Here is a 22,682-nt window from a genome sequence, read left to right on the forward strand (position 1 = left end):
CCGTCCCGCCCTTCCAGGAGCACTCCCGCATGTCCAGAACCAAGCCGGTCGTCCTCGTCTCCGCCGTCGCCGTCGCCGCCGCACTGCTCGGCTTCGTGTCGTTCACCGCCACCAAGCCCTCGTCCCCCGGCTCCTCCGGCTCCTCGGCCGTCGCCGAGGTGTCCGCCGACCCGTCCGCCGGCGTCTACCCGGAACTGGAGGCCTACGCCCGCCGCGACGCCTCCGACAAGCTCGCCCTCGGCCGCGCCGACGCGCCCGTCGTCCTCATCGAGTACGCCGACTTCAAGTGCGGCTACTGCGGCAAGTTCGTCCGGGACACCGAGCCGGTCCTGATCGAGAAGTACGTCGACAAGGGCATCCTCCGCATCGAGTGGCGGAACTTCCCGATCTTCGGCGAGGAGTCCGAGGCCGTCGCCCGCGCCTCCTGGGCGGCCGGGCAGCAGGGCCGGTTCTGGGAGTTCCACAAGGCCGCCTACGCGGAGGGCGCCAAGGAGAAGGGCTTCGGGAAGGACCGGCTCGCCGCCCTCGCGAAGGAGGCGGGCGTCCCCGACGCGGCCCGGTTCACGAAGGACACCGACGGGGCCCCGGCCCGCGAGGCCGTCGGCGAGGACCAGGAGCAGGGGTACGCCCTCGGCGCCACCTCCACCCCGTCCTTCCTGGTCAACGGCCGACCGATCGCGGGCGCCCAGCCCCTGGAGACCTTCACGGAGGCGATCGAGGCGGCGGCGAAGGCGGCGAAGAGCGCTCCCGCGAAGGCCAAGCCGTGACCTCGGGCATCGGCTACTTCGCCGCGTTCCTCGGCGGGCTGCTCGCCCTCCTCAGCCCGTGCAGCGCCCTGCTCCTGCCCGCCTTCTTCGCGTATTCGATCGACACGCGCGCGAAGCTGGTGGCACGGACCGGCATCCTCTACGCGGGTCTGGCGACCACCCTCGTCCCGCTCGGTGCGGCCGGCTCCTTCGCGGGCCGCCTCTTCTACGGCCACCGGGACCTCCTCGTCACCACCGGCGGCTGGCTGATCGTCGGGCTCGGCGTCCTCCAGATCCTCGGCCTCGGCTTCGCCTCCCGCCGGATCGCCGAGGCGAGCGGCCGGATCCGGCCCACCTCGGCGCTCTCCGTCTACGCCCTCGGCCTGGTCTACGGCCTCGCGGGCTTCTGCGCGGGCCCGATCCTGGGCAGCGTCCTGACGGTGGCGGCGCTGAGCGGCAGCCCGGCGTACGGAGGGCTGCTCCTCGCCGTGTACGCGCTCGGCATGGCCGTCCCGCTGTTCGTCCTCGCGCTGCTCTGGGAGCGGTACGACCTGGGCGGGCGGCGGTGGGATGCGGGCGGCCGCTGCGGGTGGGCCGTCTGACCCTCCACTCGACCTCGCTGCTCTCGGGCCTGTTCTTCGTCGCCCTCGGGGCGCTGTTCCTGGTCTTCGACGGGACGACCGCGCTGCCGGGCCTGCTGTCGGTGGACGACTCGTTCGCGGTGGAGCAGCGGGTGGCGTCGCTCGGCCGTGCGGTCCCGGACTGGGCGCTGCTCGTCGCGGTGGTGGCCGTGGTGGCGCTGGTGCTCGCGGTACGGGGCAGGCGGGGGAGCCGTACGGGTACGGGGGAGGGCGAGGGGGTGTGACGGTACGGGGGAGGGGCGCGGGCCCCTTCCCCGTAACCCTGCCGTTTCTCCGGACACACGACGAAGGCCCCGTTCTTTCGAACGGGGCCTTCTGTTTGTGGCTGGGGCCGGGGTCGAACCGGCGACCTATCGCTTTTCAGGCGATCGCTCGTACCAACTGAGCTACCCAGCCTGGGGCATCCCCTGCTCGAAGAGCGTGGGGACGAAGCTGTTTCCAGCTTCAGCGACTCTGACGGGACTTGAACCCGCGACCTCCACCTTGACAGGGTGGCGAGCTAACCAACTGCTCCACAGAGCCTTGCTATGTGCGAGAACTAGTCTCGCACACGGTTGTGCGTACCCCCAACGGGATTCGAACCCGTGCTACCGCCTTGAAAGGGCGGCGTCCTGGGCCACTAGACGATGAGGGCTCTAGACCCACCATCGCGCTTCTCAGCGCGTCGGGGACGTCAGAAGCATATGGGATCCCGGCCGCTATCGCCAAAACGGTTTCCCGGCGGGGGAGAATGGGCGCGTGCTGGAGATGACGCGCGAGGAGTTCGAGGAGCTTGTCGCCGAGGCCTTGGACCGGATCCCGCCAGAGTTGACGCGGCTGATGGACAACGTGGCGGTGTTCGTGGAGGACGAACCGGCCCCCGACGACCCCGACCTGCTCGGGCTCTACGAGGGGACGCCGCTGACCGAGCGCGGTGAGTGGTACGCCGGGGTGCTGCCGGACCGGATCACGATCTACCGGGGGCCGACGCTGCGGATGTGCGAGTCGCGCGAGGACGTGGTCGCGGAGACGGAGATCACCGTGGTGCACGAGATCGCCCACCACTTCGGCATCGACGACGAACGGCTGCACGCGCTCGGCTACGGCTGATACGGCTGGGCGGGGCGGCCTCGCGGGGCGGTGGTCCCTCGGGTCGCGGCCTCGTGGGGGGCCGTGTCCCTTGTGGCGCCCGGGGAGTTGGGCAGGGTGACGCGTTCCGTTCCTGCCTGTTGTGTCCTGGAGGTGCCCCCGTGCGCCATTTGCCCACCCCGGTGAGATGGGCCGCCACCGCGCTGGCCGTCGCGGCCTGTGCCGGTCTGAGCGGCTGTATGAGTGTGAGCGACGAGGGGGCGAAACCGGCGCCCGGCGCGTCCGGCGGGAAGCGGGGCGTGGCGACCGAGTCCGCGGGCGGTGGCGCCGGAGCCCCGGGCGGCGACGGCGGCGCAGGGGACGGCCGGTCGGACGCGGGCGGCCCGGAGGCGGCCGGCGCCGGTACGGAGTCCCCGGTGCCGAGCGGCTCGCCTTCCGGCAGCGCGAAGCCCTCGCCGGGCGCGGCGCTGCCCGCGGAGGGTCCGGACGGCCGCGGCGGCCCGTCGAAGCCGCAGCCGACCGGCGGCGGCCATGACGGCCCGGGCGGCGGCGCGGGCGGCTCCGCGGGCAGCGGGAACGGCGGCAGCGGCGGGAACGGCGGCGCGGGCGGCGACGGCGGGAGCGGTGGCGCGGGAGGCGGCGCCGGCGGTTCCGGCGGATCGGGCGGTTCCGGTGGATCGGGCGGCTCGGGCGGTGGCGGGGCCACGCCGACGCCGGAGCCGACCGTGCCGAGCCCCGAGCCGACCCCGGAGCCGCCGGAGCCGACCCCCGAGCCGACGCCGGAGCCCACCTCGGACCCCACCGATCCGCCGAGCCCCGGGACCGGCACCCAGATGGGTGACGTGCGGGCGGCGGACGGGCCGGGAGCGCCTCCGGAGCCGACTGCATCTCCGCAGGTCGGACCGGTGTGACGGAGTCCGGTTTGCCATAGGTGGGGGAGGGTGCGTATGGTGGTAGATCGTTTGATCCCATTGCCCGGCGCCGACACAGAAGAGCGCCGTGTGGCGCGTACTCTCCCTAGCCGTGGCTGACCGCATTGAGGCGGTCGATTTGCGAATTCACGGAGTTACGGGCGCGTGCCGAGACTCCGGAAGGTTTCGCATTTCGCATGTCCATTTTCAGCTCTGACCACGCCGTCATGCCCGAGAACGACGAGATCGTCGAGGCCGTAGAGGTCACCGAGATCGTCCACGTCGAGGCCGACGACCTCGTCGACATGGTCGACACCCTCGACTCGATCGACACCGACGCGGACGACTCCGCCGAGGAGCCGGCCGAGCCCACCCTCACCTTCGCGGACCTCGGTCTGCCGGAGGGCGTCGTGCGCAAGCTCGCGCAGAACGGCGTCACCAGCCCCTTCCCGATCCAGGCCGCGACCATCCCGGACGCCCTGGCCGGCAAGGACATCCTGGGCCGTGGCCGTACCGGCTCCGGCAAGACCCTCTCCTTCGGTCTGCCCACCCTGGCCCAGCTGGCCGGCGGACACACCGAGAAGAAGAAGCCCCGCGCGGTCATCCTCACCCCGACCCGTGAGCTCGCGATGCAGGTCGCGGACGCCCTCCAGCCGTACGGCGACGTGCTCGGCCTGAAGATCAAGGTCGTCTGCGGCGGTACGTCCATGGGCAACCAGATCTACGCCCTCGAGCGCGGCGTCGACGTCCTCGTCGCCACCCCGGGCCGCCTGCGCGACATCATCAACCGCGGCGCCTGCTCCCTGGCGAACGTCCAGGTCGCGGTCCTCGACGAGGCCGACCAGATGTCGGACCTGGGCTTCCTGCCCGAGGTCACCGAGCTGTTCGACCAGATCCCGGCCGGCGGCCAGCGCATGCTCTTCTCCGCCACCATGGAGAACGAGATCGGGACGCTCGTCAAGCGCTACCTGGTCGACCCGGTCAGCCACGAGGTCGACAGCGCCCAGGGCAACGTCTCGACCATGACCCACCACGTCCTCGTCGTGAAGCCGAAGGACAAGGCGCCGGTCACGGCCGCGATCGCCGCCCGCAAGGGCCGCACGATCATCTTCGTCCGCACCCAGCTGGGCGCCGACCGCATCGCCGAGCAGCTCGTCGAGTCCGGCGTGAAGGCGGACGCGCTGCACGGCGGCATGACGCAGGGCGCCCGTACCCGCGTCCTCGCCGACTTCAAGGACGGCTACGTCAACGCGCTGGTCGCCACCGACGTCGCCGCCCGCGGTATCCACGTCGACGGCATCGACCTGGTCCTGAACGTGGACCCGGCCGGCGACCACAAGGACTACCTGCACCGCTCGGGTCGTACCGCCCGAGCCGGCAAGTCCGGTGTCGTCGTCTCGCTGTCGCTGCCGCACCAGCGCCGCCAGATCTTCCGGCTGATGGAGGACGCGGGCGTCGACGCCTCGCGCCACATCATCCAGAGCGCCGGCGCCTTCGAGCCGGAGGTCGCGGAGATCACCGGCGCCCGGTCCCTGACCGAGGTCCAGGCCGACTCGGCGAACAACTCGGCCAAGCAGGCCGAGCGCGAGGTCGTCGACCTGACCAAGCAGCTCGAGCGCCTCCAGCGCCGTGCCGTCGAGCTCCGCGAGGAGGCCGACCGCCTGGTGGCCCGCGCCGCCCGCGAGCGCGGCGAGGACCCGGAGGCGGCCGTGGCCGAGGTGGCCGAGGCCGCCGAGGCCGAGGTCGCGGCGGCTGCCGTGGAGGCCGAGCGTGCCGCGCGCGCCGAGGAGCAGCGCCGCGAGGAGCGCCCGGCCCGCGACGACCGGGGCAACTACGAGCGCCGTGACCGTGGCGGCGACCGCGGTGGCGACCGCGGTGGTTTCCGTGGCGGCGACCGCGGTGGTGACCGCGGTGGCTTCCGTCGGGACAACGACCGTCCGTCCGGTGGTTTCCGCCGTGACGACCGTCCGTCGGGCGGCTTCAACCGCGACGACCGTCCCTCGGGCGGCTTCCGTCGGGACAACGACCGTCCGTCCGGTGGTTTCCGCCGTGACGACCGTCCGTCCGGTGGCTTCAACCGCGACGACCGCGGTGGCGACCGTGGCGGCTTCCGCCGCGACGACCGTCCCTCGGGCGGCTTCCGCCGCGACAACGACCGTCCGTCCGGTGGTTTCCGCCGTGACGACCGCCCGTCGGGCGGCTTCAACCGCGACGACCGTGGCGGCCGTTCCTTCGAGCGCCGTGACAACGACCGTCCGACCGGTGGCTTCAACCGCGACGACCGTGGCGGCCGTTCCTTCGAGCGCCGTGACAACGACCGTCCGACCGGCGGCCACCGTGGCAGCGACCGTCCGTTCAACCGTGACCGTCGCGACGACCGCCCCGCCGGCGGCGGCGGCTTCCGCTCGGGCGGCGACCGCCCGTTCGTCCGCCGTGACGACCACCGCGCCGGTGGCGAGCACCGCGGCACCGGCTCGACCGGCGGCTCCTTCGGCCGCCGCGACGACAAGCCGCGCTGGAAGCGCAACGGCTGATCCGGCCTAGAGGCCTGACGGCTCAGAGCCCCAGCGGCCCAGCGGCCTGGAGCACTCGGCAGGGCCCGTACGACACTTCGGTGACGTACGGGCCCTGCTGCGTTCCGCGGCGCGCGGTCCGGCCCGTGTCGGATACCCGATCGGTTCTGCGGATCTCTCGGGCTATGCTGCACGGGTGTGCTTGTCCACGGGCCGTTAGCTCAATTGGCAGAGCAGCGGACTTTTAATCCGTTGGTTGTGGGTTCGAGTCCCACACGGCCTACGTGTGGCGGGGGAGGGGCAACCCTCTGACCTGCTGTGGAGCGCCCCGATCGGTTTCGGCCGGTCGGGGCGCTCCGTCGTTTCCGGTGGAGGGCGTGGCGGTGGCCGGTCGGACTGTCCGAGCTGTGACGTAACGTCAGGCTCTGGGGTGGGGGCCGATCCGTCGGCGCGGGCATGGGGTGGGTGCGATGAGAGTGAAGTCAAGAGGTGTCGGACGGGCTGGGCGCCGCCCGTTCGTCTGGCTGGTGTGCGCCGGGTTGGTGGGCGGAGGGCTCACCGGCTGTCTGTCGCCGTCGTTCCTCAAGACGTGCGAGGGGAGCGAAGCCCTGGTCGAGGAGATGGCGTCGCTCAGGATCTTCGACTCCGCGCCCGCCGGAGCGTCCGTCCTCCGGGGCTTCGAGGAGGTGGAGCCCGAGTGCGTCGCCGACAGCGGTGACGCCTGGGTGGCCGCCGACCGGGTCTACGCGTATCCCGGCACCCAGGCCCAGGTGCTCCGGCACTACCGGACCGTGGCGGAGCGCGACGGCTGGGAGCTGGTCCCGGAGGACCCCGCCCTGGCGGCGCGTACCGGGCAGTCTGCCGGGCTGTGCTTCACCCGTGGCGGGCACGGGGACATGAAGGTGCTGGACGTCTTCTTCCCGACCGCCGAGTACTTCGAGTACGGGGGCCTCACCCCTCCCGGACCCGCGTTCGACTCCGGAGCCGGCTACGTGGTGGCCGTCAGTTCCGAGGTGGACGGCGACGTGCAGGGGTGCTGACGCCGTCGCGGGGTTCGGCCGGTGTTTCGGGGGAAGATCTTGTCGTCGCGAAAGCCTCCGCCGGGGGCGGGACGTGCGGGACCGTGGGCGACGCTGGAACGTGGACGCCCGGTGTGGAGGTAGGACGGTGACGGTGAACGGATCCCGTGATCCGCTGGGCGAGGCCCGGCGGCTCGCCCGGTGGGCGCTGGCCGCGGCCGCGGCGACGGTCGTGCTCCTGCTGACCGGGCTCGGCGCCGGCGGGCTGCTGATCCTCTTCAGCGGGCTCGTCGGGCTCGCCTGCTCCGCCGTGGGGATCTGGTGGTTCCTCGCCCACCGGGGGCCGCTGCGGGTCCTCGGCGCCCTGCTCGCCGTCGGCGCGCCCCTCGCGGTCCTCAGCCTGTACATCGTCGGGGGCCTCTGGCTGACCGCGCTCCTGGCCCTCGGGCTGTGGGGCGTGGCGCTGCTCTGCGCGCGGGCTGCCCTGCGCCGCCTCCGGGACCTGAACGGGGGCGGCAGGGGCGGGCGGACCGACCTGGCGCGCGGCCGGCGGCGGTCCAGACCCCGGCGGGCCGTACTGATCATGAACCCGCGGTCCGGGGGCGGGAAGGTCGCCCGGTTCGGGCTCGTCGAGCGCGCCGAGAAGCTGGGCGCCCGGGTCATCCTCCTCGACGAGACCGCCGAGAGCGATGTCACCGCGCTCGCCCGGGAGGCCGTGGCCGACGGCGCCGACCTGCTCGGCGTGGCCGGCGGTGACGGTACGCAGGCGCTGGTCGCCGCCGTGGCCGCCGAGCACGACCTGCCGTTCCTCGTCATCTCGGCCGGTACCCGCAACCACTTCGCCCTCGACCTGGGCCTCGACCGCACCGACCCGGCGACCTGCCTCGACGCCCTCGTCGACGGCGAGGAACTCCGCGTCGACCTGGGCTCCGTCTCCGGGCGCGCCTTCGTGAACACGGTCTCCTTCGGTGTGTACGCGGACGTCGTCCAGCACCCCGAGTACCGCGACGCGAAGGCGGGCACCGCGCTGGAGCTCCTGCCCGATCTGCTCCAGGGCGGTGAGGGCGACCGCCTCGACGCCCTCGCCGACGACGTCCGGCTGCCCGCGCAGCAGGCGATCCTCGTCAGCAACAACCCGTACGCCGCGCCCGATCCGTTCGGTGCCGCCGCCGCCCGGAGACCTCGGCTCGACCGGGGGCGGCTCGGGGTGATCGCCGTCCGGGTCGACGGGGCGGCACAGGCCGCCGAGCTGGCCGTACGGGGCACCCAGTCGGCCGGACTGAACGTGATGACGGCCGACCGGGTCGTGGTGACGGGGAAGGCCGTCGGCGGGTTCGGCGGCAGCCACTCCCCGGCCGACGGCGGGTTCGGCAGCGGCCCCTCCCCCTCCGGCTCTCCCACCTCCGGTTCTCCCGCCTCCGGCTCCGTCGACGCCGGTTCCATCGCCGTCGCCGTCGACGGCGAGGCGCTGATCCTGCCCACCCCCGTCGTCTGTACCCTCCGACCCGGTGCCCTGCGGGTCCTCGTGCCCCGTAACCGGCCGGGTGCCAGCGACCCCGTGCCGCGCATGAACTGGCGGCGCGTCATCGAAATCGCCTTCCACCACCCTTCCCACCCCTACCCGAGGAGCGGCGCATGACCGGGACGACCACCGAGAGCCCCTACCGGGCCGTACTCCGGGACCTCCGCGCGATCGACGGCGCCGTGTACGCCGCCGTGGCCGCCACCCCGAGCCCCGCGCTCGACGCGGGGCTCCGCAGGCTCTCCCACACGGCCGACCATTCCAAGATCTCGTTCACCCTGGCGGCCGCCCTCGCGCTCGTCCCCGGCCGGCCGCGCCGGGCGGCCCTCGCCGGGGTCGGGGCCGTCGCCGTCGCCTCGGCCACGGCGAACCTGCTGGGCAAGCGCCTGGTCCGCCGCGACCGCCCGGACCGGGAGGCGGCCCGGGTGGTGGCGGGCCGTCATGTGCCGATGCCGGACTCGGCGTCGTTCCCGTCCGGGCACACCGCGTCGGCGGTCGCCTTCGCCACCGCCGTGGGAGTGGTGCTGCCGCCGGCCGCGGTGCCCCTCCAGGTCCTGGCGATGGCCGTGGGCTACTCGCGGGTCCACACCGGCGTCCACTACCCGGGAGACGTCGCCGCGGGCGCCGTCCTCGGCATCGCGAGCGCCGCCGTCGCCCTGACGGCCGGAGCCTCGTGGTCGGCCGCCACAGGATCGGCCTTCAGAGGAGCGGTCGCCAGGGGGTCGGCCGCCCGGGGGAGGTGAACGCGGCGGAGAGGCCCGTCAGTACGCGGCCCGGGCCAGGTCCTCCTCCGAGAGGTCGAGCACGGCGAGGCGCTCCGGGTCCGCCAGGATGTGCAGCTCGACGATCCGGTCGCCGGCGATCGTGAACGCCATGAGCGCGGCCGGGCGCCCGTTCGCGACCGACAGGACCGCGGGCGCGCCGTTGGCCAGGAGCGGCAGTGCCGCCCTGCGGAACTTGGCGTACGTGAGGGCCTGCGCGATGACGGCCTCGGCGCCCCGGACGATCTTGGAGACGGCCGCGAGGGCCCTGCCGCCGTCGGCGCGCAGCACCACGTCCGGGTCGAGCACCGCGAGCAGTCCCTCGAAGTCGCCGCCCTGCGAGGCGGCGAGGAAGGCGTCGGCGATCTCCCGCTGCCGGCGCGCGTCCGGCCCGGCGGCGGGGGTGGCGTCCTGCACCCGGCGGCGGGCGCGGCTGGCGAGCTGGCGGGTGGCGGCCGGGGTGCGGTCGACGATCCGGGCGATCTCGTCGAAGGAGACGGCGAACATGTCGTGCAGCACGAACGCGAGCCGTTCGGCCGGTGCCAGGGTCTCCAGGACGACGAGGAGCGCGAGGCCGACGGATTCGGTGACCTCGGCCGCGTGCTCGGGGTCGGTGGTGTCGGGGAGCCGTACGACGGGGTCGGGGACGTAGTACTCCAGCGGGTCCTCGCGGCGCGAGCCCCGGGAGCGCAGCATGTCGAGGCAGACGCGGCCGACGACCGTGGTCAGCCAGCCGCTGAGGTTCTGCACCGCGCTGACGTCGCTGCGGCTCAGCTTGAACCAGGCCTCCTGGACGGCGTCCTCGGCCTCGCTGAGCGAGCCCAGCATCCGGTACGCCACCGCTCTCAGATGGCCCCGGTCGGCCTCGAAGCGCCGGGCCAGCAGTTCGTCGGTGCCGTTGTCCTGTTCCACTCGTCGTTCTCCCCGTTCGCGTCCCGTCATGCCGTCATGCCGTCATGACGGAGGAAACCTCGCCGATGTGACACGGCTGCGGTGGCGGGCCGGGCCCCGGCGCCGAAGCCGTGAGGTCCCGATACGTGAGATCCACGCCGCCCCCCGGTGAACGCGCGGGTTTCCCCGGCCGCCGCCCCCGACCACCGTGGATCCTCACTTCAGGCCGGTGATCTTCGTCCGTAGATTGATCACCATGACGACGACAACGACGCAGGTCAACCCCGTACTCCGCACGCCGCCGGCCTCCCCCGCCGCCGCTGCCGCGTACTTCTCCGCCAGCCTCGCCTTCCACGCCGACGTCTCCGACGTGGCCTCTGCGCTCGCCACGGCGGCCGCCGAGGGCACCGACCCGGGCTTCGTGGTGATCGACTCGCGGTCGACCGCCTCCTGGGACCAGGGGCACGTCCCCGGCGCGCTCCACCTGCCGACCGCGCTCATCGCCGAGCAGGCCGACCAGCTGCTCGACCGGTCCGTGCCGGTCGTCACGTACTGCTGGGGCCCCGGCTGCAACGGCGCCACGCGCTCCGCGCTGGCCCTCGCCGAGCTGGGCTTCCAGGTGAAGGAGATGCTCGGCGGCTTCGAGTACTGGGTGCGGGAGGGCTTCGCGTACGAGACGTGGGAAGGGCCTGCGGAGAAGGCCGCGGACCCGCTGACGGCGCCGGTCGACTCGGACGACTGCGGCTGCTGATCGGTTGCTGACGTAAACCGATTTCGTGATTGCCCCACCCGTAGCGTAGAGTCAGGTTTACCGACGCGGGGTGGAGCAGCTCGGTAGCTCGCTGGGCTCATAACCCAGAGGTCGCAGGTTCAAATCCTGTCCCCGCTACTCAGTAGCAACGAAGGCCCGGATCCAGTCACTGGATCCGGGCCTTCGTCGTATTGCCCGTTTCCCGGCACTTCTCCGCTTGACCTTGACGCGACGTCAAGATTTAGCGTTCTCGGTATGGAGTGGTCGATCCAAGAGATCGCCAAGAAGGCCGGCACCACCAGCCGCACCCTCCGGCACTACGGAGAGCGCGGACTGCTGGAGCCGAGCCGGATCGGCGCGAACGGTTACCGGTACTACGACCAGGCGGCGCTCGTGCGGCTGCAGCGGATCCTGCTGCTGCGCGAGCTGGGGCTCTCGCTGCCCGCCATCGCCGAGGTCCTCGCGGGGCAGCGGGACACGTCCGCCGCCCTCCGCACCCATCTCGCCCTCCTGGAGCAGGAGCGCGAGCGCATCGGACGCCAGATCGCGTCGGTGCGGACCACTCTCCACAAGACCGAGAACGGAGACGCACTCATGGCCGACGAAGTGTTCGACGGTTTCGACCACACGGTGTACGAGGAGGAGGTCACCGAGCGCTGGGGCCGCGACGCGTACGAGCAGGGTGACCGCTGGTGGCGTTCGCTCGGTGCCGGGCAGCGGAAAGCGTTCATGGACGAGCAGTCCGGCATCGCCCGCGACTTCGCCCGGGCGCTCGGGGAGGGCCTCGCCGCCGGCAGCGACGAGGTGCAGGCGATCGCGCGGCGCCAGGTCGCGTGGCTGTCGCACACGACGGCCCCGAGCAAGGAGTACGTGATCGGTCTCGGCCGGATGTACGTCGACGACCCGCGCTTCACCGCGCACTACGACAAGCACGGTGAGGGGACCGCGGTCCTCGTCCGGGACGCGATGGAGATCTACGCGGAGCGGAACCTCTGACGGAACCGCGCGCCCGGAGTGAGGAGGCCGCCCCGTACGCCAGTCGGCCCCGCGGAAGTCGCCGCACGGCGGGGCGGCGGCCACCCTGGAGAGGCGCGGTGCGGACCGCGGCCGGGTACGGACCGGGCAGGAGAGCACAGGTGGGGCACCCCCTAGGAGCGGGCGGCGGTGGGCGGCGGGGCGGTGAGGGCCGCCGCTCGTACGGGCGCGCCCGGCGGTTCATCCGCGCGCTGCCGCCGCTGGTCATCGCCGGCGGGGTCGTCTTCGACCTGCTGACACCGCCCGCGTACACCGCCGCACCGCTCTTCTCCGCCGCCCCGCTGATCGCCGCGCCCTTCTTCTCCACCCTCACGACGCTCCTGACCGGGATCGCCGCCGTCCTCGCCTCCGTCGGGCTGCACCTCTACAACGGCACCGCCGACGAGGTCCCGACCCTGACCGAGACCCTGACCGTCCTCACCGTCTCCGCGCTGGCCCTCCTCGTCAGCCGGGTCGTACGGAGGAGCGGTGAGCGGCTCGCCTCGGCGCGGGTCATCGCGGAGACCGCCCAGAAGGCCGTGCTGCCGACGCCGGCCGAGCGGATCGGCGGGCTGCAGTGCGCGGCCCGTTACGAGGCGGCGCAGGCGGACGCGTTCATCGGCGGCGACCTGTTCGCCGTCCAGGACACCCCCTACGGGGTGCGGCTCGTGGTCGGGGACGTCCGGGGCAAGGGGATGGAGGCGGTCGAGGCCGTGGCCGTCGTCATCGGGGCCTTCCGGGAGGCGGCCGAGCAGGAGCGGAGCCTGGAGGGCGTGGCGCAGCGCCTGGAGCGGGCGCTGGCCCGCGAGGGGACCCGCAGGGACGGGCTCGACGCCTTCGAGGGGTTCACCACCGCCGTTCTGGCCGAGATCCCGCGCGGCGACGGGAGCGGCACCTTCGACGGTTTCGTACGGATCGTCAACCGCGGGCATCCGCCGCCGCTGATGCTGTACGCGGACGGGCGCCTGGACACGCTGGAGCCGACCGAGCCGGCGCTGCCGCTCGGCATGGGCGATCTGGCGGTGTGGCCGGACCGGGCCGAGGGGCGGCCGTACCCGCCGGGCGCGACGCTGCTCTTCTACACCGACGGCCTCTCGGAGGCACGGAACGCGGGGGGAGTCTTCTACGACCCGGGCGAACGCCTCGCCGGGCGGATCTTCCCGGGGCCCGAGGAGTTGCTGGACGCGCTGGTGGACGACGTACGGCTGCACACGGGCGGCGGGGCGACGGACGACATGGCGCTGCTCGCGCTGAGCCGTCCGGCGACGGGGCAGCCGGAGCGGCGCCGCACGATGCCGGTGGTGCCGCCGGGCGGGCCCGGTCACCAGTCGTAGTCGAGAGGTGTCGCTGCGATAACAATTGACATAACGTCAGATCGCGGAGGTTTGGGCGGCGCCTCCTGAAGGACGGTCAACTCGGACCATTCCCTCCCAATTCAATGAATGATCAAGAGGAACGGCTTGGAATCAGGACCCCCCGTCTATTAACGTTCGATAACGCAGCGCGGTCGTCCCAGCCGCCGCAAGAGGCGGCACCGTGCGCACGCGCCGAATCCTGAAAAGGAACCGGGGAACCACCAATTGGGGTGAATCGGGCCCTTCGCACCTGTGCGACCGTGCCCGTAGGAGACCTTCCTGCTCCGAACCCGTCAGCTAACCCGGTAGGCGAGAAGGAAGGAAAGGAGCGCCCTTTCGTGGCGTCCAACACCCCTGCCCCCGAGGCTCCCTTCGACGCCTTCGGTGGTGGTGCGGGTCCCGCCGCGCCGGGCACCGAGTGGAACCCCACCGAGGATTCCCTCCGCGCCCAGAGCCGCTCCGGCGGCCGGCACCGGGTCGTCAAGCAGCGGTCCAACTTCGCCCGCTCCTCCACCGTCCTCGGTGTCGGTGTCATCGCGGCCGTCGGCGCGGGCGGCCTCGCCACCGCGCAGGAGAAGCCTCCCGTGGCCATCTCCTTGCCGGACCTCCCCGACCTAAACCTGCCCGACGCCCACGACCTCCCCGGCGTCGGCGACCTCCTCCCGGACGAGGACGCGGGTACGGGCTCGGGCGCCGGCGACGACACGGTGGCCGCCGGTGCGGCCCGCTCCAACCCGAACCCGCTCACCGCCGCCACGTACACGACCTTCGACACCGAGCAGGCCGGGAAGACCGAGCAGGCGGGGACGGCCGAGCAGGCCACGAGGACGGCGACCGGCACCGCCGACGCGGGCGAGGCCCTGCGCGCCCGCATCCTCCAGCAGGCCGAGCAGCAGCAGGCGTCCGCGGACGCCGCCGAGAAGGCCGCGGCGGAGAAGGCGGCCGCCGAGAAGGCGGCGGCGGAGGCCGCGGCCAAGGCCGAGGCCGCGGAGAAGGCGGCCGCGGAGGCGAAGGCGAAGGCCGAGGCCGAGGCCAAGGCGAAGGCGGAGGCAGAAGCCGCAGCGAAGGCCGAGGCCGAGCGCCTCGCGCAGCTCGCCGCGAGCTACTCGATGCCGCTCTCCTCGTACTCCGTCAGCGCCACCTACATGCAGTCCGGTTCGATGTGGTCCTCCGGTCACCACACGGGCCTCGACTTCGCCGCCCCCACCGGCACCCCGCTCAAGGCGGTCCACGGCGCCACCGTGAAGTCGGCGGGCTGGTCCGGCTCGTACGGCTACCGGATCGTCCTGGAGCTGGAGGACGGCACCGAGGTCTGGTACTGCCACCTGTCGTCCATGACGGTCGGCGTCGGCCAGACCGTGGGCACCGGCGAGACGATCGGCCGTGTCGGCGCCACCGGCAACGTCACCGGCGCCCACCTCCACATGGAGGTGCACACGCCCGACGGCACCGGCATCGACCCGGCGGAATGGCTCCGCTCGAAGGGCCTGACGGTCTGAGGCCCGAGAGCCCGAGAGCCCGAGAGCCCGGGTGCCCGAGAGCCTGGGGCCCTCGGCTCAGCTCCGGTACGGGTTGTAGCCGTCGTAGTCCAGGTACTGCGGCGGCGACCAGGCCCGGCCGGTGGCCCTGGCCGCGTACGTGAGCGCGGGCGAGGCGACCTCGCGGCGCTGCCACAGGTGGTGGAGCAGCTCCTGCTCGCGGGCCGTGAAGTCGGGCCCGGCCGTGCCGCGCCGGGCCCGGTCCCTGAGGAACGCCAGGGTCGTCGCGAAGGACTCGTACTCGCCCACCGCCCGCGCGGCCGGCGGGCCGTACGTCCGGGCCGCGAACGAACGGGCCAGCTGACGGGCCCGCATCGAGGAGAGCGCCAGCGGCTCCGTGGGGGAGAGCCAGCCGGCCGCCGCGTACGCCGGGAGCTCGCCGGATATCGTCCGCAGCTCCCGCTGCCGGCTCCACACCGCGAGCCAGGTCAGCAGGCCGAAGGCCGGGACCATGAGCGCCCCGTACACCGCGAAGAAGGCCCAGGGGCCGCCGAAGGTGGCCGAGCCGTTCCACGCGGCGTGCAGGCCCATGGCGAGCAGCAGCCCCGCGAGCGGCAGCAGCACCTTCCGGAGGCGTTTCCCGCGCGGGGCGAGCGCGGCGAAGCCGAAGCCGATGCCGGTGAGCACGGTGAACAGCGGATGCGCGAACGGCGACATCACGACCCGTACGAAGAAGGTCGCGGCGGTCACCGAACCGAGTCCTGAGGTGCCGAACTCCTGGTCCTCGCCGAAGGCGGTGCCGAGGTAGAGGATGTTCTCGGTGAAGGCGAAGCCGGTCGCGGTGAAACCCGCGATCACGACCCCGTCGACGAGACCGCCGAAGTTCCTTCTGCGGAAGAGGAACAGCAGCAGGATCGCGGCCGCCTTGGCGCTCTCCTCCACCACCGGTGCGACCACCGTGGCGCCGAGGTTGTCCGCCGAGTCCGGGTCCGCGGTGGCCGTGGCGATCCAGCGGACCGCGAAGGTGTTCGCGAGGATCGCGACGAGCGCGGCGGCGAAGGCGCCCCAGGCGAAGGCGAAGAGCAGGTTCTTCCAGGGGCCCGGCTCGACCCGGTCGAGCCAGCGGAACGCGGCCATCAGCAGCGGTACGGGAAGCAGGGCGAGGCCGAGGCCGACGAGGAAGCCCTCGGTGCCGGTCTGCTCGCGGACCATCGCCAGGATGAGCAGGGCGCAGATCGCGAGCACGGTGATGACGGCGACGGCCCGGACCAGCCGGCTGCGCCAGAAGGCCCGGCGTGGCCGGTACCGCCACTGGGACCGGTCGGCGGCGGCGGGGAAGTCCGGCTCCTCGGTGTCCCGGTGGGGGACGGGAGCGGTCTCCGGCTGGTCGGCGGGGGCGGGGTTCGACACGAGTGCGACCCTAACGACCCCCACCGACAGCGGGCGACGCAGTTACCCGCATCGCCCGCTCACCCGCTCGTGGTCACTTCCTGCGGAAGAGCAGATCGTGCACGACATGGCCCTTGTCCAGGCCCTGACCCTCGAAGCGGGTGAGGGGCCGGAAGTCGGGGCGGGGCGCGTATCCGCCGTCGGCCAGGGTGTTCTCGAAGTCCGGATGCGCGGAGAGCACCTCCAGCATCTGCTCGGCGTACTCCTCCCAGTCCGTCGCGCAGTGCAGTACGGCCCCGGGCTTCATCCGGGTCGCGAGGAGATCGAGGAACTCGGGCTGGATGAGCCGCCGCTTGTGGTGGCGGGCCTTGGGCCACGGGTCGGGGAAGTAGACCCGGCAGCCGTCGAGGGCGTCCGTGGCGAGCATCTCGCGGAGCAGGATGATCGCGTCGCCGTTGGCGACCCGGACGTTCGTCAGGTCGTTGCGGTCGGCGAGGCCGAGCAGATTGCCCTGGCCCGGGGTGTGCACGTCGACGGCGAGGATGCCGGTGCCGGGGTCGGCGGCGGCCATCTGCGCGGTCGCCTCGCCCATGCCGAAGCCGATCTCCAGGACGACCGGGAGCCCGTCGAACATCTCGCCGAGGTCGATGACCCGCTTGCCGTCGATGTCGAGACCCCAGTCGGGCCACCGCTTCAGCAACGCCTCGGCCTGACCGGTGGTGACGCGGCTGCGGCGCGGCTGGAAGCTGCGGATACGGCGCTCGTGATGCGACCCCGCGGGGTCGGGCAGGGGCCCCTCGCCGGGGGCGAACCGCTGGCTGCCGCGCGGGGTGGGGTACGGGCTCTTCTCAGTCTGCTCAGACACAATGCCCCGATTCTACGGCGCGCCCCGGCCCCCATCAGGCCCGGCGCGGGGCCGGTCACAGCAAGGCCAGTGCTCGGCCCGCCACCTCCCGGCCGATCGGCAGCGACGCCGTCGCCGCCGGCGATGGCGCGTTCAGGACGTGGACCGTCCGCGCCGCCTCCCGGATCAGGAAGTCGTCGACCAGCGTCCCGTCCCGCAGCACCGCCTGCGCCCGCACCCCCGCCGAAGACCGCCGCAGGTCGGACTCCCGTACCACGGGCAGCAGCCGCCGCACCGCCTCCGTGAACGCCCGCTTCGACAGCGACCGGTGCAGCTCCCCCGCCCCGTACCGCCAGTGCGCCCGGGCGATCGACCACGAGCCGGGCCACGCCAGGGTGGCGCCCAGTTCGCGCGGGCGGACGACGGACCAGCCGTACCCCTCCCGCGCCAGCGCCGGAACCGCGTTCGGCCCGATGTGGACGCCACCGTCGATGCCCCGGGTCAGGTGCACCCCGAGGAAGGGGAACGCCGGGTCCGGCACCGGATAGACCAGGCCCCGCACCAGCGAGGGGTCCGCCAGCTCGTAGTACTCCCCCCGGAAGGGGACGATCCGCATGCCCGGGTCGTCGCCCGCGAGCCGCGCGATCCGGTCGCAGTGCAGCCCCGCGCAGTTCACCAGGACCCGCGCCCGCACCACCCGCCCGTCCGCCGTCCGCACGGCGACCCCCCACGGCCGCCGGTCGATCACGGTGACCTCGGCCCCGTACAGGATCCGGGCGCCGGAAGCCTCGGCGAGCCGCTCGGACACCGCCCCGTAGTCGCAGATGCCGGTCGTGCCGACGTGGATCGCGGCCAGACCCCGCACCCGCGGCTCGTACTCGCTGATCTGCGCCGGTCCCAGCTCCCGGACCGGGATGCCGTTCTCCCTGCCGCGCTGGACGAGCGCGTGCAGCCGGGGCAGCTCCTCGCGCGCGGTGGCGACGACGAGCTTGCCCGTCACCTCGTACGGAATGTCCCACTCCGCGCAGAACTTGACCATCTCGGCCGCGCCCTCGACCGCGAACCGGGCCTTGAGCGAGCCAGGCCGGTAGTAGATCCCGCTGTGGATCACCCCGCTGTTGCGCCCGGTCTGGTGGCGCGCGAGGGCGTGCTCCTTCTCCAGGACCGTGACCCGGGTGCCGGGAGCGGCGCGCGTCAGGGCGTACGCCGTCGACAGACCGACGATCCCGCCGCCGATCACCAGCACGTCACAGTCAAACACCAGCGCCACCTCCCACCCCCGATAGTGCACTGGCCCACTGACAATCCCGTGAAACCTCGCGCGACGTCACGAGACGCAGGTCACGCCCCAGAGGTGACCGCTCCCCTCACGCCGGGGCGACAAGCAGCGGTCTGGCCCGCTCCCGCAGTTCCATGACCCGCGGCTCGTCCCCGTACGGTTCGAGCCGGTGCAGCAGATCCCGTACGTACTCCGTCGTCCGCGCCGAGGAGATCCGGCCGGCCACCTCCACCGCGCGCGTACCCGCCGCGCAGGCCGCGTCCAGGTTGCCCGACTCCAGCTCGGCCACGGCCGACACCACGAGCCGGAGCCCGTGCGAGCGGACGAACTCCTCGGTCGGCCGGGAGAGCGCCTGCTCGGTGAAGCGGCGCACCTCGCGGGGCGCCTTCAGGTCGCGGTAGCACTCCGCCGCGTCGGCGCAGAACCGGTCGTACGAGTAGAAGCCCAGCCAGGTCGGGTCGGCGTCGCCCGCCCGGGAGCGCTCCAGCCAGCCCTCGGCGGACTTGAGCGCGGCTGCGGCGGCGACCCCGTCACCGGCCTTCGCGTGCGCGCGTGCCTCGACGAGCCGGAAGAAGGACATGGTGCGGGCGGTGGCCAGGCCCCGGTTCCGTTCGAGCGCGGCCTGGGCGAGGTCGACGCCCTCGTCGGCGAAGCCCCGGTAGGTGGCCTGGAGGGACATGGAGGCGAGGACGTACCCGCCGAGGGGCACGTCGGCGGCGGCGCGGGCGAGCCGCAGGGCCTGGATGTAGTAGCGCTGGGCGGCCTCCTGCTGGCCGGTGTCGAAGGCCATCCAGCCGGCGAGCCGGGTGAGCTCGGCGGTCGCGCCGAACAGGGCCCGGCCGACCTCGTCCGAGTAGGAGGCGAGGAGGAGCGGTGCGGCGTCCACCCGTAAGCACTCGGGGACCATGGACGACCGCCAGTCCCCGCCGCCGTACTTGGAGTCCCAGCGGCGCGCGTCCTCGGCGGCCTCGCGGAGTTTGGCGACGTCGCTGTGGCCCACGCGCGCGTGCTCCGCGACGGTGGCGGCAGCGGCGGCCGAGAGGCCCGCCGCCGGGCCCGGCGCCTCGCGCTCCACCGACGGGTCGGCGGGGGTTATCAGCCAGCGGGACGCGGGCGTCGCGTACGCGCTCACCGCGAAGGACCCGGCGAGCGACTGCCAGATCCCGCCACCGCCGGCCCTCCGGCCGGCGAGGTCGAGCCGGTACAGATCGGTGGCCGAGCGCACCGCCTCGCCCACGTCGCGCGGGAAGGCGAGCCCCACCTCGGGTGCCGGGTCGGCGTCGGCGAGTCCGATCTCGTGCAGCGGCACGGGCCGGCCGAGCTTCTGCCCGATCGCGGCGGCGATCAGGTGCGGCGCCGCCCCCTGCGGCACCATGCCCTTGGCCACCCACCGGGCGACCGAGGTCTTGTCGTACCGAAGCGTCAGGCCCCGCTGCGCTCCGAGGTCGTTGACCCGCCGGGCGAGCCCGGCGTTGCTGATTCCCGCGAGGGCGAGAACCGTGCCGAGCTTTTCGTTCGGCCCGCGTTGCTCCCTGGACATGACGCCACCCCTCGACAACACAGACGGCCGCCACGACGCCGGGCATAGGCGTGCGGCATTCGTAAACACAGCGTAGTTCGCCGCATCCCTACCGTTAAGGGGCGGAGTTCCGTATGGCGAGATTGTTGTGTGAAAGACCGATGGGTCGGGCCGGTGGGCCGGATCGTGCTCCTGCCGTGTGGCCGTGCGCCCGGCCGTGCGCTCTCTCCGGGCCGCCGGGGGAGCGCTTCCATGGGGAACGCGTGGGTCGGCCCACTCGGCCGGGAAGGGTGTCCCGGACCAGTGGGCTGGGGGATACCGCCGCCCCGCTCCCCGCGGGCGGCGGACGGCACCGGGAGGCGGGAGCGCCTCCCGGGCTGCCGGTGACCGGTGGGAACGGCTGTGCGCGGGCGGATGCCCGGACGCCTTCCACCCCCGCCGGGGAGGGTCGATATTTGGCCGAATGACGCCGGTGGTCAACTGGCCCATGCCAGGGGCGCATTCGGCTTTCGTACGCGTGCACCCGGACCCCGCCCCGTGCGCCGTTGTCGTGGCAGCATGTCTCCCACCGAAACGGACGTGGAGGCGCCGATGCGATGGCTGGTGGGCTGGAGCAGTGTCGCCGCGAGCTTCGCCACGACGGCCGGGCGCTCGTACGGGGCTGGGAGCAGCGCGCACGGCTCGTACGACGCCGGCCACGACAGCGGCTACGGAACCGGCTACGGCGGTTCCGCTCCCTCCCCCTCCGCCACCGAGGGGCGCACGGTGCAACCGGTGGGCGCACAACTCCTGTGGGGCGACCCCGATCCGCTGTGGGCGGTCGGCGACTGGCGTCCGGACGAGGTGCGGGTGGTGGTCCTCGACGACCACACCCGCCTCGCCGTGCTCGGCTGTTGCGCCGCGAGCGACGAGGAGCTCCGGATCGGCCTGCTCACCGCGCGCGGGGGCGCGTTGCGGCACCTCACGGCCTGGCCCGGCAGCTACACGGCGGTCGTCAAGGCCGGTCGCCGCCTCACCGTCACGGGCGATCTCGCGGGCGCCCGCCCCGTGTTCCACACCCCGTGGCAGGGCGGCACCGCGTTCGCCACCGCGGCCCTGCCGCTCGCCGACCTCGTCGAGGCCCAGCTCGACATCGGCCACCTGGCCGCGCTGCTCGCCTGCCCCGAGACCCCCGAGGCGCTGCGGGACTCCACCCCGTACGAGGGGGTCCGACGGGTGCCGCCCGGCCACGCGCTGATCCTGCGGGAGGGCGCACGCGAGATCACCGGGTACGAACAGGTCGCCTCGCTCGCGGTCGCGGCGGCCCAGACGGACCCCCGGCAGGCCGTCGAAGGGGTAAGGGACGCCCTGGTCGAGGCCGTACGCGCCCGGCTCACCGCCCCCCGGCACGCGCCGGAGGCCGCGCTTCCCGACCCGGGCCCCGTCCCCGGCATGGGGCCCGCCGACCGGCGGGCCGCCCGGGGAGCGGGTCCGGCGCCCGGCATCGGCGCCGATCTGTCCGGCGGCAGCGCCTCCGGCACGCTCGCGCTGCTCGCGGCGGGGCTCCCGGGGGTGCCGGGCACGATCATCGGCCACGGCACGGGCGCGGGGGAGCGGCTGCTCGCGGTCACCTTCAACGACCTGGTGACGCGGACCGGTTCGAGCCGTGCGGACGAGCTGAAGCGGGCCGGGGAGATAGCGGCCGACCCGCGCCTGCACCACGTGGTCGTCGCGGGGGGCGAGGAGGCACTCCCGTACGCCGCCCTCGACGGGCCGCTCACCGACGAGCCGGGGCCCGCGCTCGTCACGGCCGAGCGGCACCGGAGACGGCTCGCGGGCGGCAGCGCCGACCACTTCACCGGCATGGGCGCCAAGCAGGTCCTGGACGCGCACCCGGCGCGCCTGGCCGACCTCCTGATGGACCGCAGGCGCCGCTCCCTGGTGCGTCCCGTGACGGCGCTGGCCAAGGCGTCGGGGCCGTCAGCGGGTTCGTTGCTCGTGCCGCTGACCGTGTACCGGGCGGCGCGGAAGCTGGCGCGTACCCCGTACCGGACGGGTCTGGAGGCAGCGGCCCAGCGGGTCCTGGAGGCGAACCGCACGGCGCCGGACGGCTTCGGCCCCCTGGAGGCGTCCCTGTCCGCCCTCACCTGGTCGCGGCCGGGGCCGGCGGCACGGTGGCTGACGGGGGAGGCGCTGGCTGAAGTATCGGTTCGCCTGAACCGGGCGGCGACCCTGCCGACGTCCGTCCAGCGTCCGGGCGAGGCACGCGCGCGTGCGGCGCTCGTGCGCGCCGCGGCCGACCACCGGGTGCTCGAACAGGCCGCCGAGATCCGCGGCCAGCGCCTGCACGCCCCCTTCCTCGACAACCAGGTGGTACGGGCCTGCCGGGCCCTCCCGGAATCGCTCCGGGTCCAGCCGGACGCACGCGCGGGCGTCCTGCGCACGGTCCTCTCCGGCGCGGGCGTCCACGACCTCCCGCCGGGCTGGGGCGCCCCGCACCCGGCGGTCCCGTCGGCCGCCACGCGCGCGGGCCTGCGTGCGGCGCTGCCCCAGCTCCTCGCCCTCTTCGACGCCCCGCTCCTCGCCGACGCCGGCCTGATCGAGGCCCGCGTCGTCCGCAAGGCCCTCCGCGCGGCGGCCGACGGCGAACCGGTCCCCCTGGACGGCCTGGCCGACCTGGTCTCCACCGAGCTCTGGCTCCGCCGCCTCCTGTCCCGCCGAGGCTCCTGCTGGACCAACACGACGGAACCCCGCGCCCACCGAGCGGTCCAGGGCCCCTTGATCCCGGCGTCGAGGTCCTTGCCGGCGTGACGGCGAGGCCGCCGTCCGTTCCGGGATCTCCGGTGGCGACTACGGCCGCAAGTCCATCCACAAGCTGGGGACAACCGTCGCGCTTCCCCACCCCCTCGGCTTCGAGCTCGACACCTCCGCGTTCCGAGGGCCCGACCCCGAGGCCGCACCCGGGTAAACCCCGAGGCGTACGCGCCACCCACCGGACACAA

The 22,682-nt window shown here is 73.5% G+C and carries 17 protein-coding genes, 5 tRNA genes, 1 pseudogene and 1 riboswitch; of the genes and pseudogenes, 15 read left to right on the plus strand and 8 right to left on the minus strand.

Going from position 1 to position 22,682, the window contains the following annotated elements:
- Positions 1-29 precede the first annotated feature (29 nt).
- Positions 30-767 carry a DsbA family protein gene (locus ABT034_RS05045; RefSeq protein WP_351211325.1) on the plus strand — a complete coding sequence of 246 codons (738 nt, stop codon included), beginning with the start codon at positions 30-32 and terminating at the stop codon, positions 765-767.
- Positions 764-1,611 (plus strand): annotated as a pseudogene (locus ABT034_RS05050) (cytochrome c biogenesis CcdA family protein). Before ABT034_RS05045 ends, ABT034_RS05050 begins: the two are co-directional and overlap by 4 nt.
- 98 nt (positions 1,612-1,709) lie before the next feature.
- Here the strand turns inward: ABT034_RS05050 and ABT034_RS05055 are convergent.
- The 3 genes from ABT034_RS05055 to ABT034_RS05065 all read right to left on the minus strand — a co-directional run bounded on the left by ABT034_RS05055 (position 1,710) and on the right by ABT034_RS05065 (position 2,021).
- Positions 1,710-1,783: transfer RNA gene (locus ABT034_RS05055), tRNA-Phe, on the minus strand.
- A 52-nt stretch (positions 1,784-1,835) separates the two neighbouring features.
- A tRNA-Asp gene (locus ABT034_RS05060) sits at positions 1,836-1,909 on the minus strand.
- Between the two features lie 39 nt (positions 1,910-1,948).
- A tRNA-Glu gene (locus ABT034_RS05065) sits at positions 1,949-2,021 on the minus strand.
- A 104-nt stretch (positions 2,022-2,125) separates the two neighbouring features.
- On the opposite strand from ABT034_RS05065, the gene ABT034_RS05070 reads away from it, so the two are divergent.
- The 7 genes from ABT034_RS05070 (at position 2,126) to ABT034_RS05100 (ending at position 9,163) form a co-directional block, all read left to right on the plus strand.
- Positions 2,126-2,476: a metallopeptidase family protein gene (locus tag ABT034_RS05070; RefSeq protein WP_187622110.1), complete on the plus strand. Its 351-nt coding sequence runs from the start codon at positions 2,126-2,128 to the stop codon at positions 2,474-2,476.
- A 140-nt stretch (positions 2,477-2,616) separates the two neighbouring features.
- Positions 2,617-3,366: a hypothetical protein gene (locus ABT034_RS05075; protein ID WP_351211327.1), complete on the plus strand. Its 750-nt coding sequence runs from the start codon at positions 2,617-2,619 to the stop codon at positions 3,364-3,366.
- 197 nt (positions 3,367-3,563) lie between these two features.
- The gene (locus ABT034_RS05080) at positions 3,564-5,900 is read left to right on the plus strand and encodes a DEAD/DEAH box helicase (protein ID WP_351211329.1); all 2,337 of its coding nucleotides are present in this window, start codon (positions 3,564-3,566) and stop codon (positions 5,898-5,900) included.
- 189 nt (positions 5,901-6,089) lie between these two features.
- Positions 6,090-6,162: transfer RNA gene (locus tag ABT034_RS05085), tRNA-Lys, on the plus strand.
- Between the two features lie 187 nt (positions 6,163-6,349).
- Positions 6,350-6,919, plus strand: coding sequence for a hypothetical protein (locus ABT034_RS05090; RefSeq protein ID WP_351211331.1), 570 nt, complete (start codon positions 6,350-6,352; stop codon positions 6,917-6,919).
- Positions 6,920-7,052: 133 nt separating this feature from the next.
- Positions 7,053-8,537 (plus strand): diacylglycerol/lipid kinase family protein, encoded by a 1,485-nt coding sequence (locus tag ABT034_RS05095; RefSeq protein WP_351211333.1) that lies wholly within the window; start codon positions 7,053-7,055, stop codon positions 8,535-8,537.
- The gene (locus ABT034_RS05100; protein WP_351211335.1) at positions 8,534-9,163 is read left to right on the plus strand and encodes a phosphatase PAP2 family protein; all 630 of its coding nucleotides are present in this window, start codon (positions 8,534-8,536) and stop codon (positions 9,161-9,163) included. The genes ABT034_RS05095 and ABT034_RS05100 overlap by 4 nt, the downstream gene beginning before the upstream one ends.
- An 18-nt stretch (positions 9,164-9,181) precedes the next feature.
- Here the strand turns inward: ABT034_RS05100 and sigJ are convergent, their stop codons facing one another.
- Entirely contained in the window at positions 9,182-10,123 is a 942-nt protein-coding gene (gene sigJ, locus ABT034_RS05105) for an RNA polymerase sigma factor SigJ (RefSeq protein WP_351211337.1), read from the minus strand.
- A gap of 205 nt (positions 10,124-10,328) precedes the next feature.
- Between sigJ and ABT034_RS05110 the strand changes: the two genes are divergently transcribed.
- The 5 genes from ABT034_RS05110 (at position 10,329) to ABT034_RS05130 (ending at position 14,691) form a co-directional block, all read left to right on the plus strand.
- The gene (locus tag ABT034_RS05110) at positions 10,329-10,823 is read left to right on the plus strand and encodes a rhodanese-like domain-containing protein (RefSeq protein ID WP_351211339.1); all 495 of its coding nucleotides are present in this window, start codon (positions 10,329-10,331) and stop codon (positions 10,821-10,823) included.
- A 64-nt stretch (positions 10,824-10,887) separates the two neighbouring features.
- Positions 10,888-10,961 (plus strand) — tRNA-Met (locus tag ABT034_RS05115).
- A gap of 117 nt (positions 10,962-11,078) precedes the next feature.
- A complete protein-coding gene (locus ABT034_RS05120) occupies positions 11,079-11,819 on the plus strand; it encodes a MerR family transcriptional regulator (RefSeq protein ID WP_351211341.1) in 741 nt (246 codons plus the stop codon).
- A gap of 140 nt (positions 11,820-11,959) precedes the next feature.
- Positions 11,960-13,171, plus strand: coding sequence for a PP2C family protein-serine/threonine phosphatase (locus ABT034_RS05125; RefSeq protein WP_351211343.1), 1,212 nt, complete (start codon positions 11,960-11,962; stop codon positions 13,169-13,171).
- 201 nt (positions 13,172-13,372) lie between these two features.
- Positions 13,373-13,519: riboswitch (cyclic di-AMP (ydaO/yuaA leader) on the plus strand.
- An 11-nt stretch (positions 13,520-13,530) separates the two neighbouring features.
- On the plus strand, positions 13,531-14,691 hold the full coding sequence (locus ABT034_RS05130; protein WP_351211345.1) for a M23 family metallopeptidase: 1,161 nt from the start codon (positions 13,531-13,533) through the stop codon (positions 14,689-14,691).
- Between the two features lie 57 nt (positions 14,692-14,748).
- On the opposite strand, the gene ABT034_RS05135 is transcribed toward ABT034_RS05130, so the two are convergent.
- The 4 genes from ABT034_RS05135 to ABT034_RS05150 all read right to left on the minus strand — a co-directional run bounded on the left by ABT034_RS05135 (position 14,749) and on the right by ABT034_RS05150 (position 19,722).
- Positions 14,749-16,080 (minus strand): PrsW family intramembrane metalloprotease, encoded by a 1,332-nt coding sequence (locus ABT034_RS05135; RefSeq protein WP_351211347.1) that lies wholly within the window; start codon positions 16,078-16,080, stop codon positions 14,749-14,751.
- Between the two features lie 73 nt (positions 16,081-16,153).
- Positions 16,154-16,924 carry a tRNA (guanosine(46)-N7)-methyltransferase TrmB gene (trmB, locus tag ABT034_RS05140; RefSeq protein WP_351211349.1) on the minus strand — a complete coding sequence of 257 codons (771 nt, stop codon included), beginning with the start codon at positions 16,922-16,924 and terminating at the stop codon, positions 16,154-16,156.
- A 55-nt stretch (positions 16,925-16,979) separates the two neighbouring features.
- Positions 16,980-18,164: an L-2-hydroxyglutarate dehydrogenase gene (lhgD, locus tag ABT034_RS05145; RefSeq protein ID WP_351211351.1), complete on the minus strand. Its 1,185-nt coding sequence runs from the start codon at positions 18,162-18,164 to the stop codon at positions 16,980-16,982.
- Positions 18,165-18,270: 106 nt separating this feature from the next.
- Complete coding sequence (locus ABT034_RS05150; protein WP_351211353.1) at positions 18,271-19,722, minus strand: NsdA family TPR-like regulatory protein; 1,452 nt, start codon at positions 19,720-19,722, stop codon at positions 18,271-18,273.
- Positions 19,723-20,292: 570 nt separating this feature from the next.
- On the opposite strand from ABT034_RS05150, the gene ABT034_RS05155 reads away from it, so the two are divergent.
- Positions 20,293-22,491 carry an asparagine synthase-related protein gene (locus ABT034_RS05155; RefSeq protein ID WP_351211412.1) on the plus strand — a complete coding sequence of 733 codons (2,199 nt, stop codon included), beginning with the start codon at positions 20,293-20,295 and terminating at the stop codon, positions 22,489-22,491.
- The last annotated feature ends 191 nt before the right edge of the window (positions 22,492-22,682 follow it).

Source organism: Streptomyces sp. NPDC002773 (genome assembly GCF_040295605.1).
Taxonomy (GTDB): domain Bacteria; phylum Actinomycetota; class Actinomycetes; order Streptomycetales; family Streptomycetaceae; genus Streptomyces.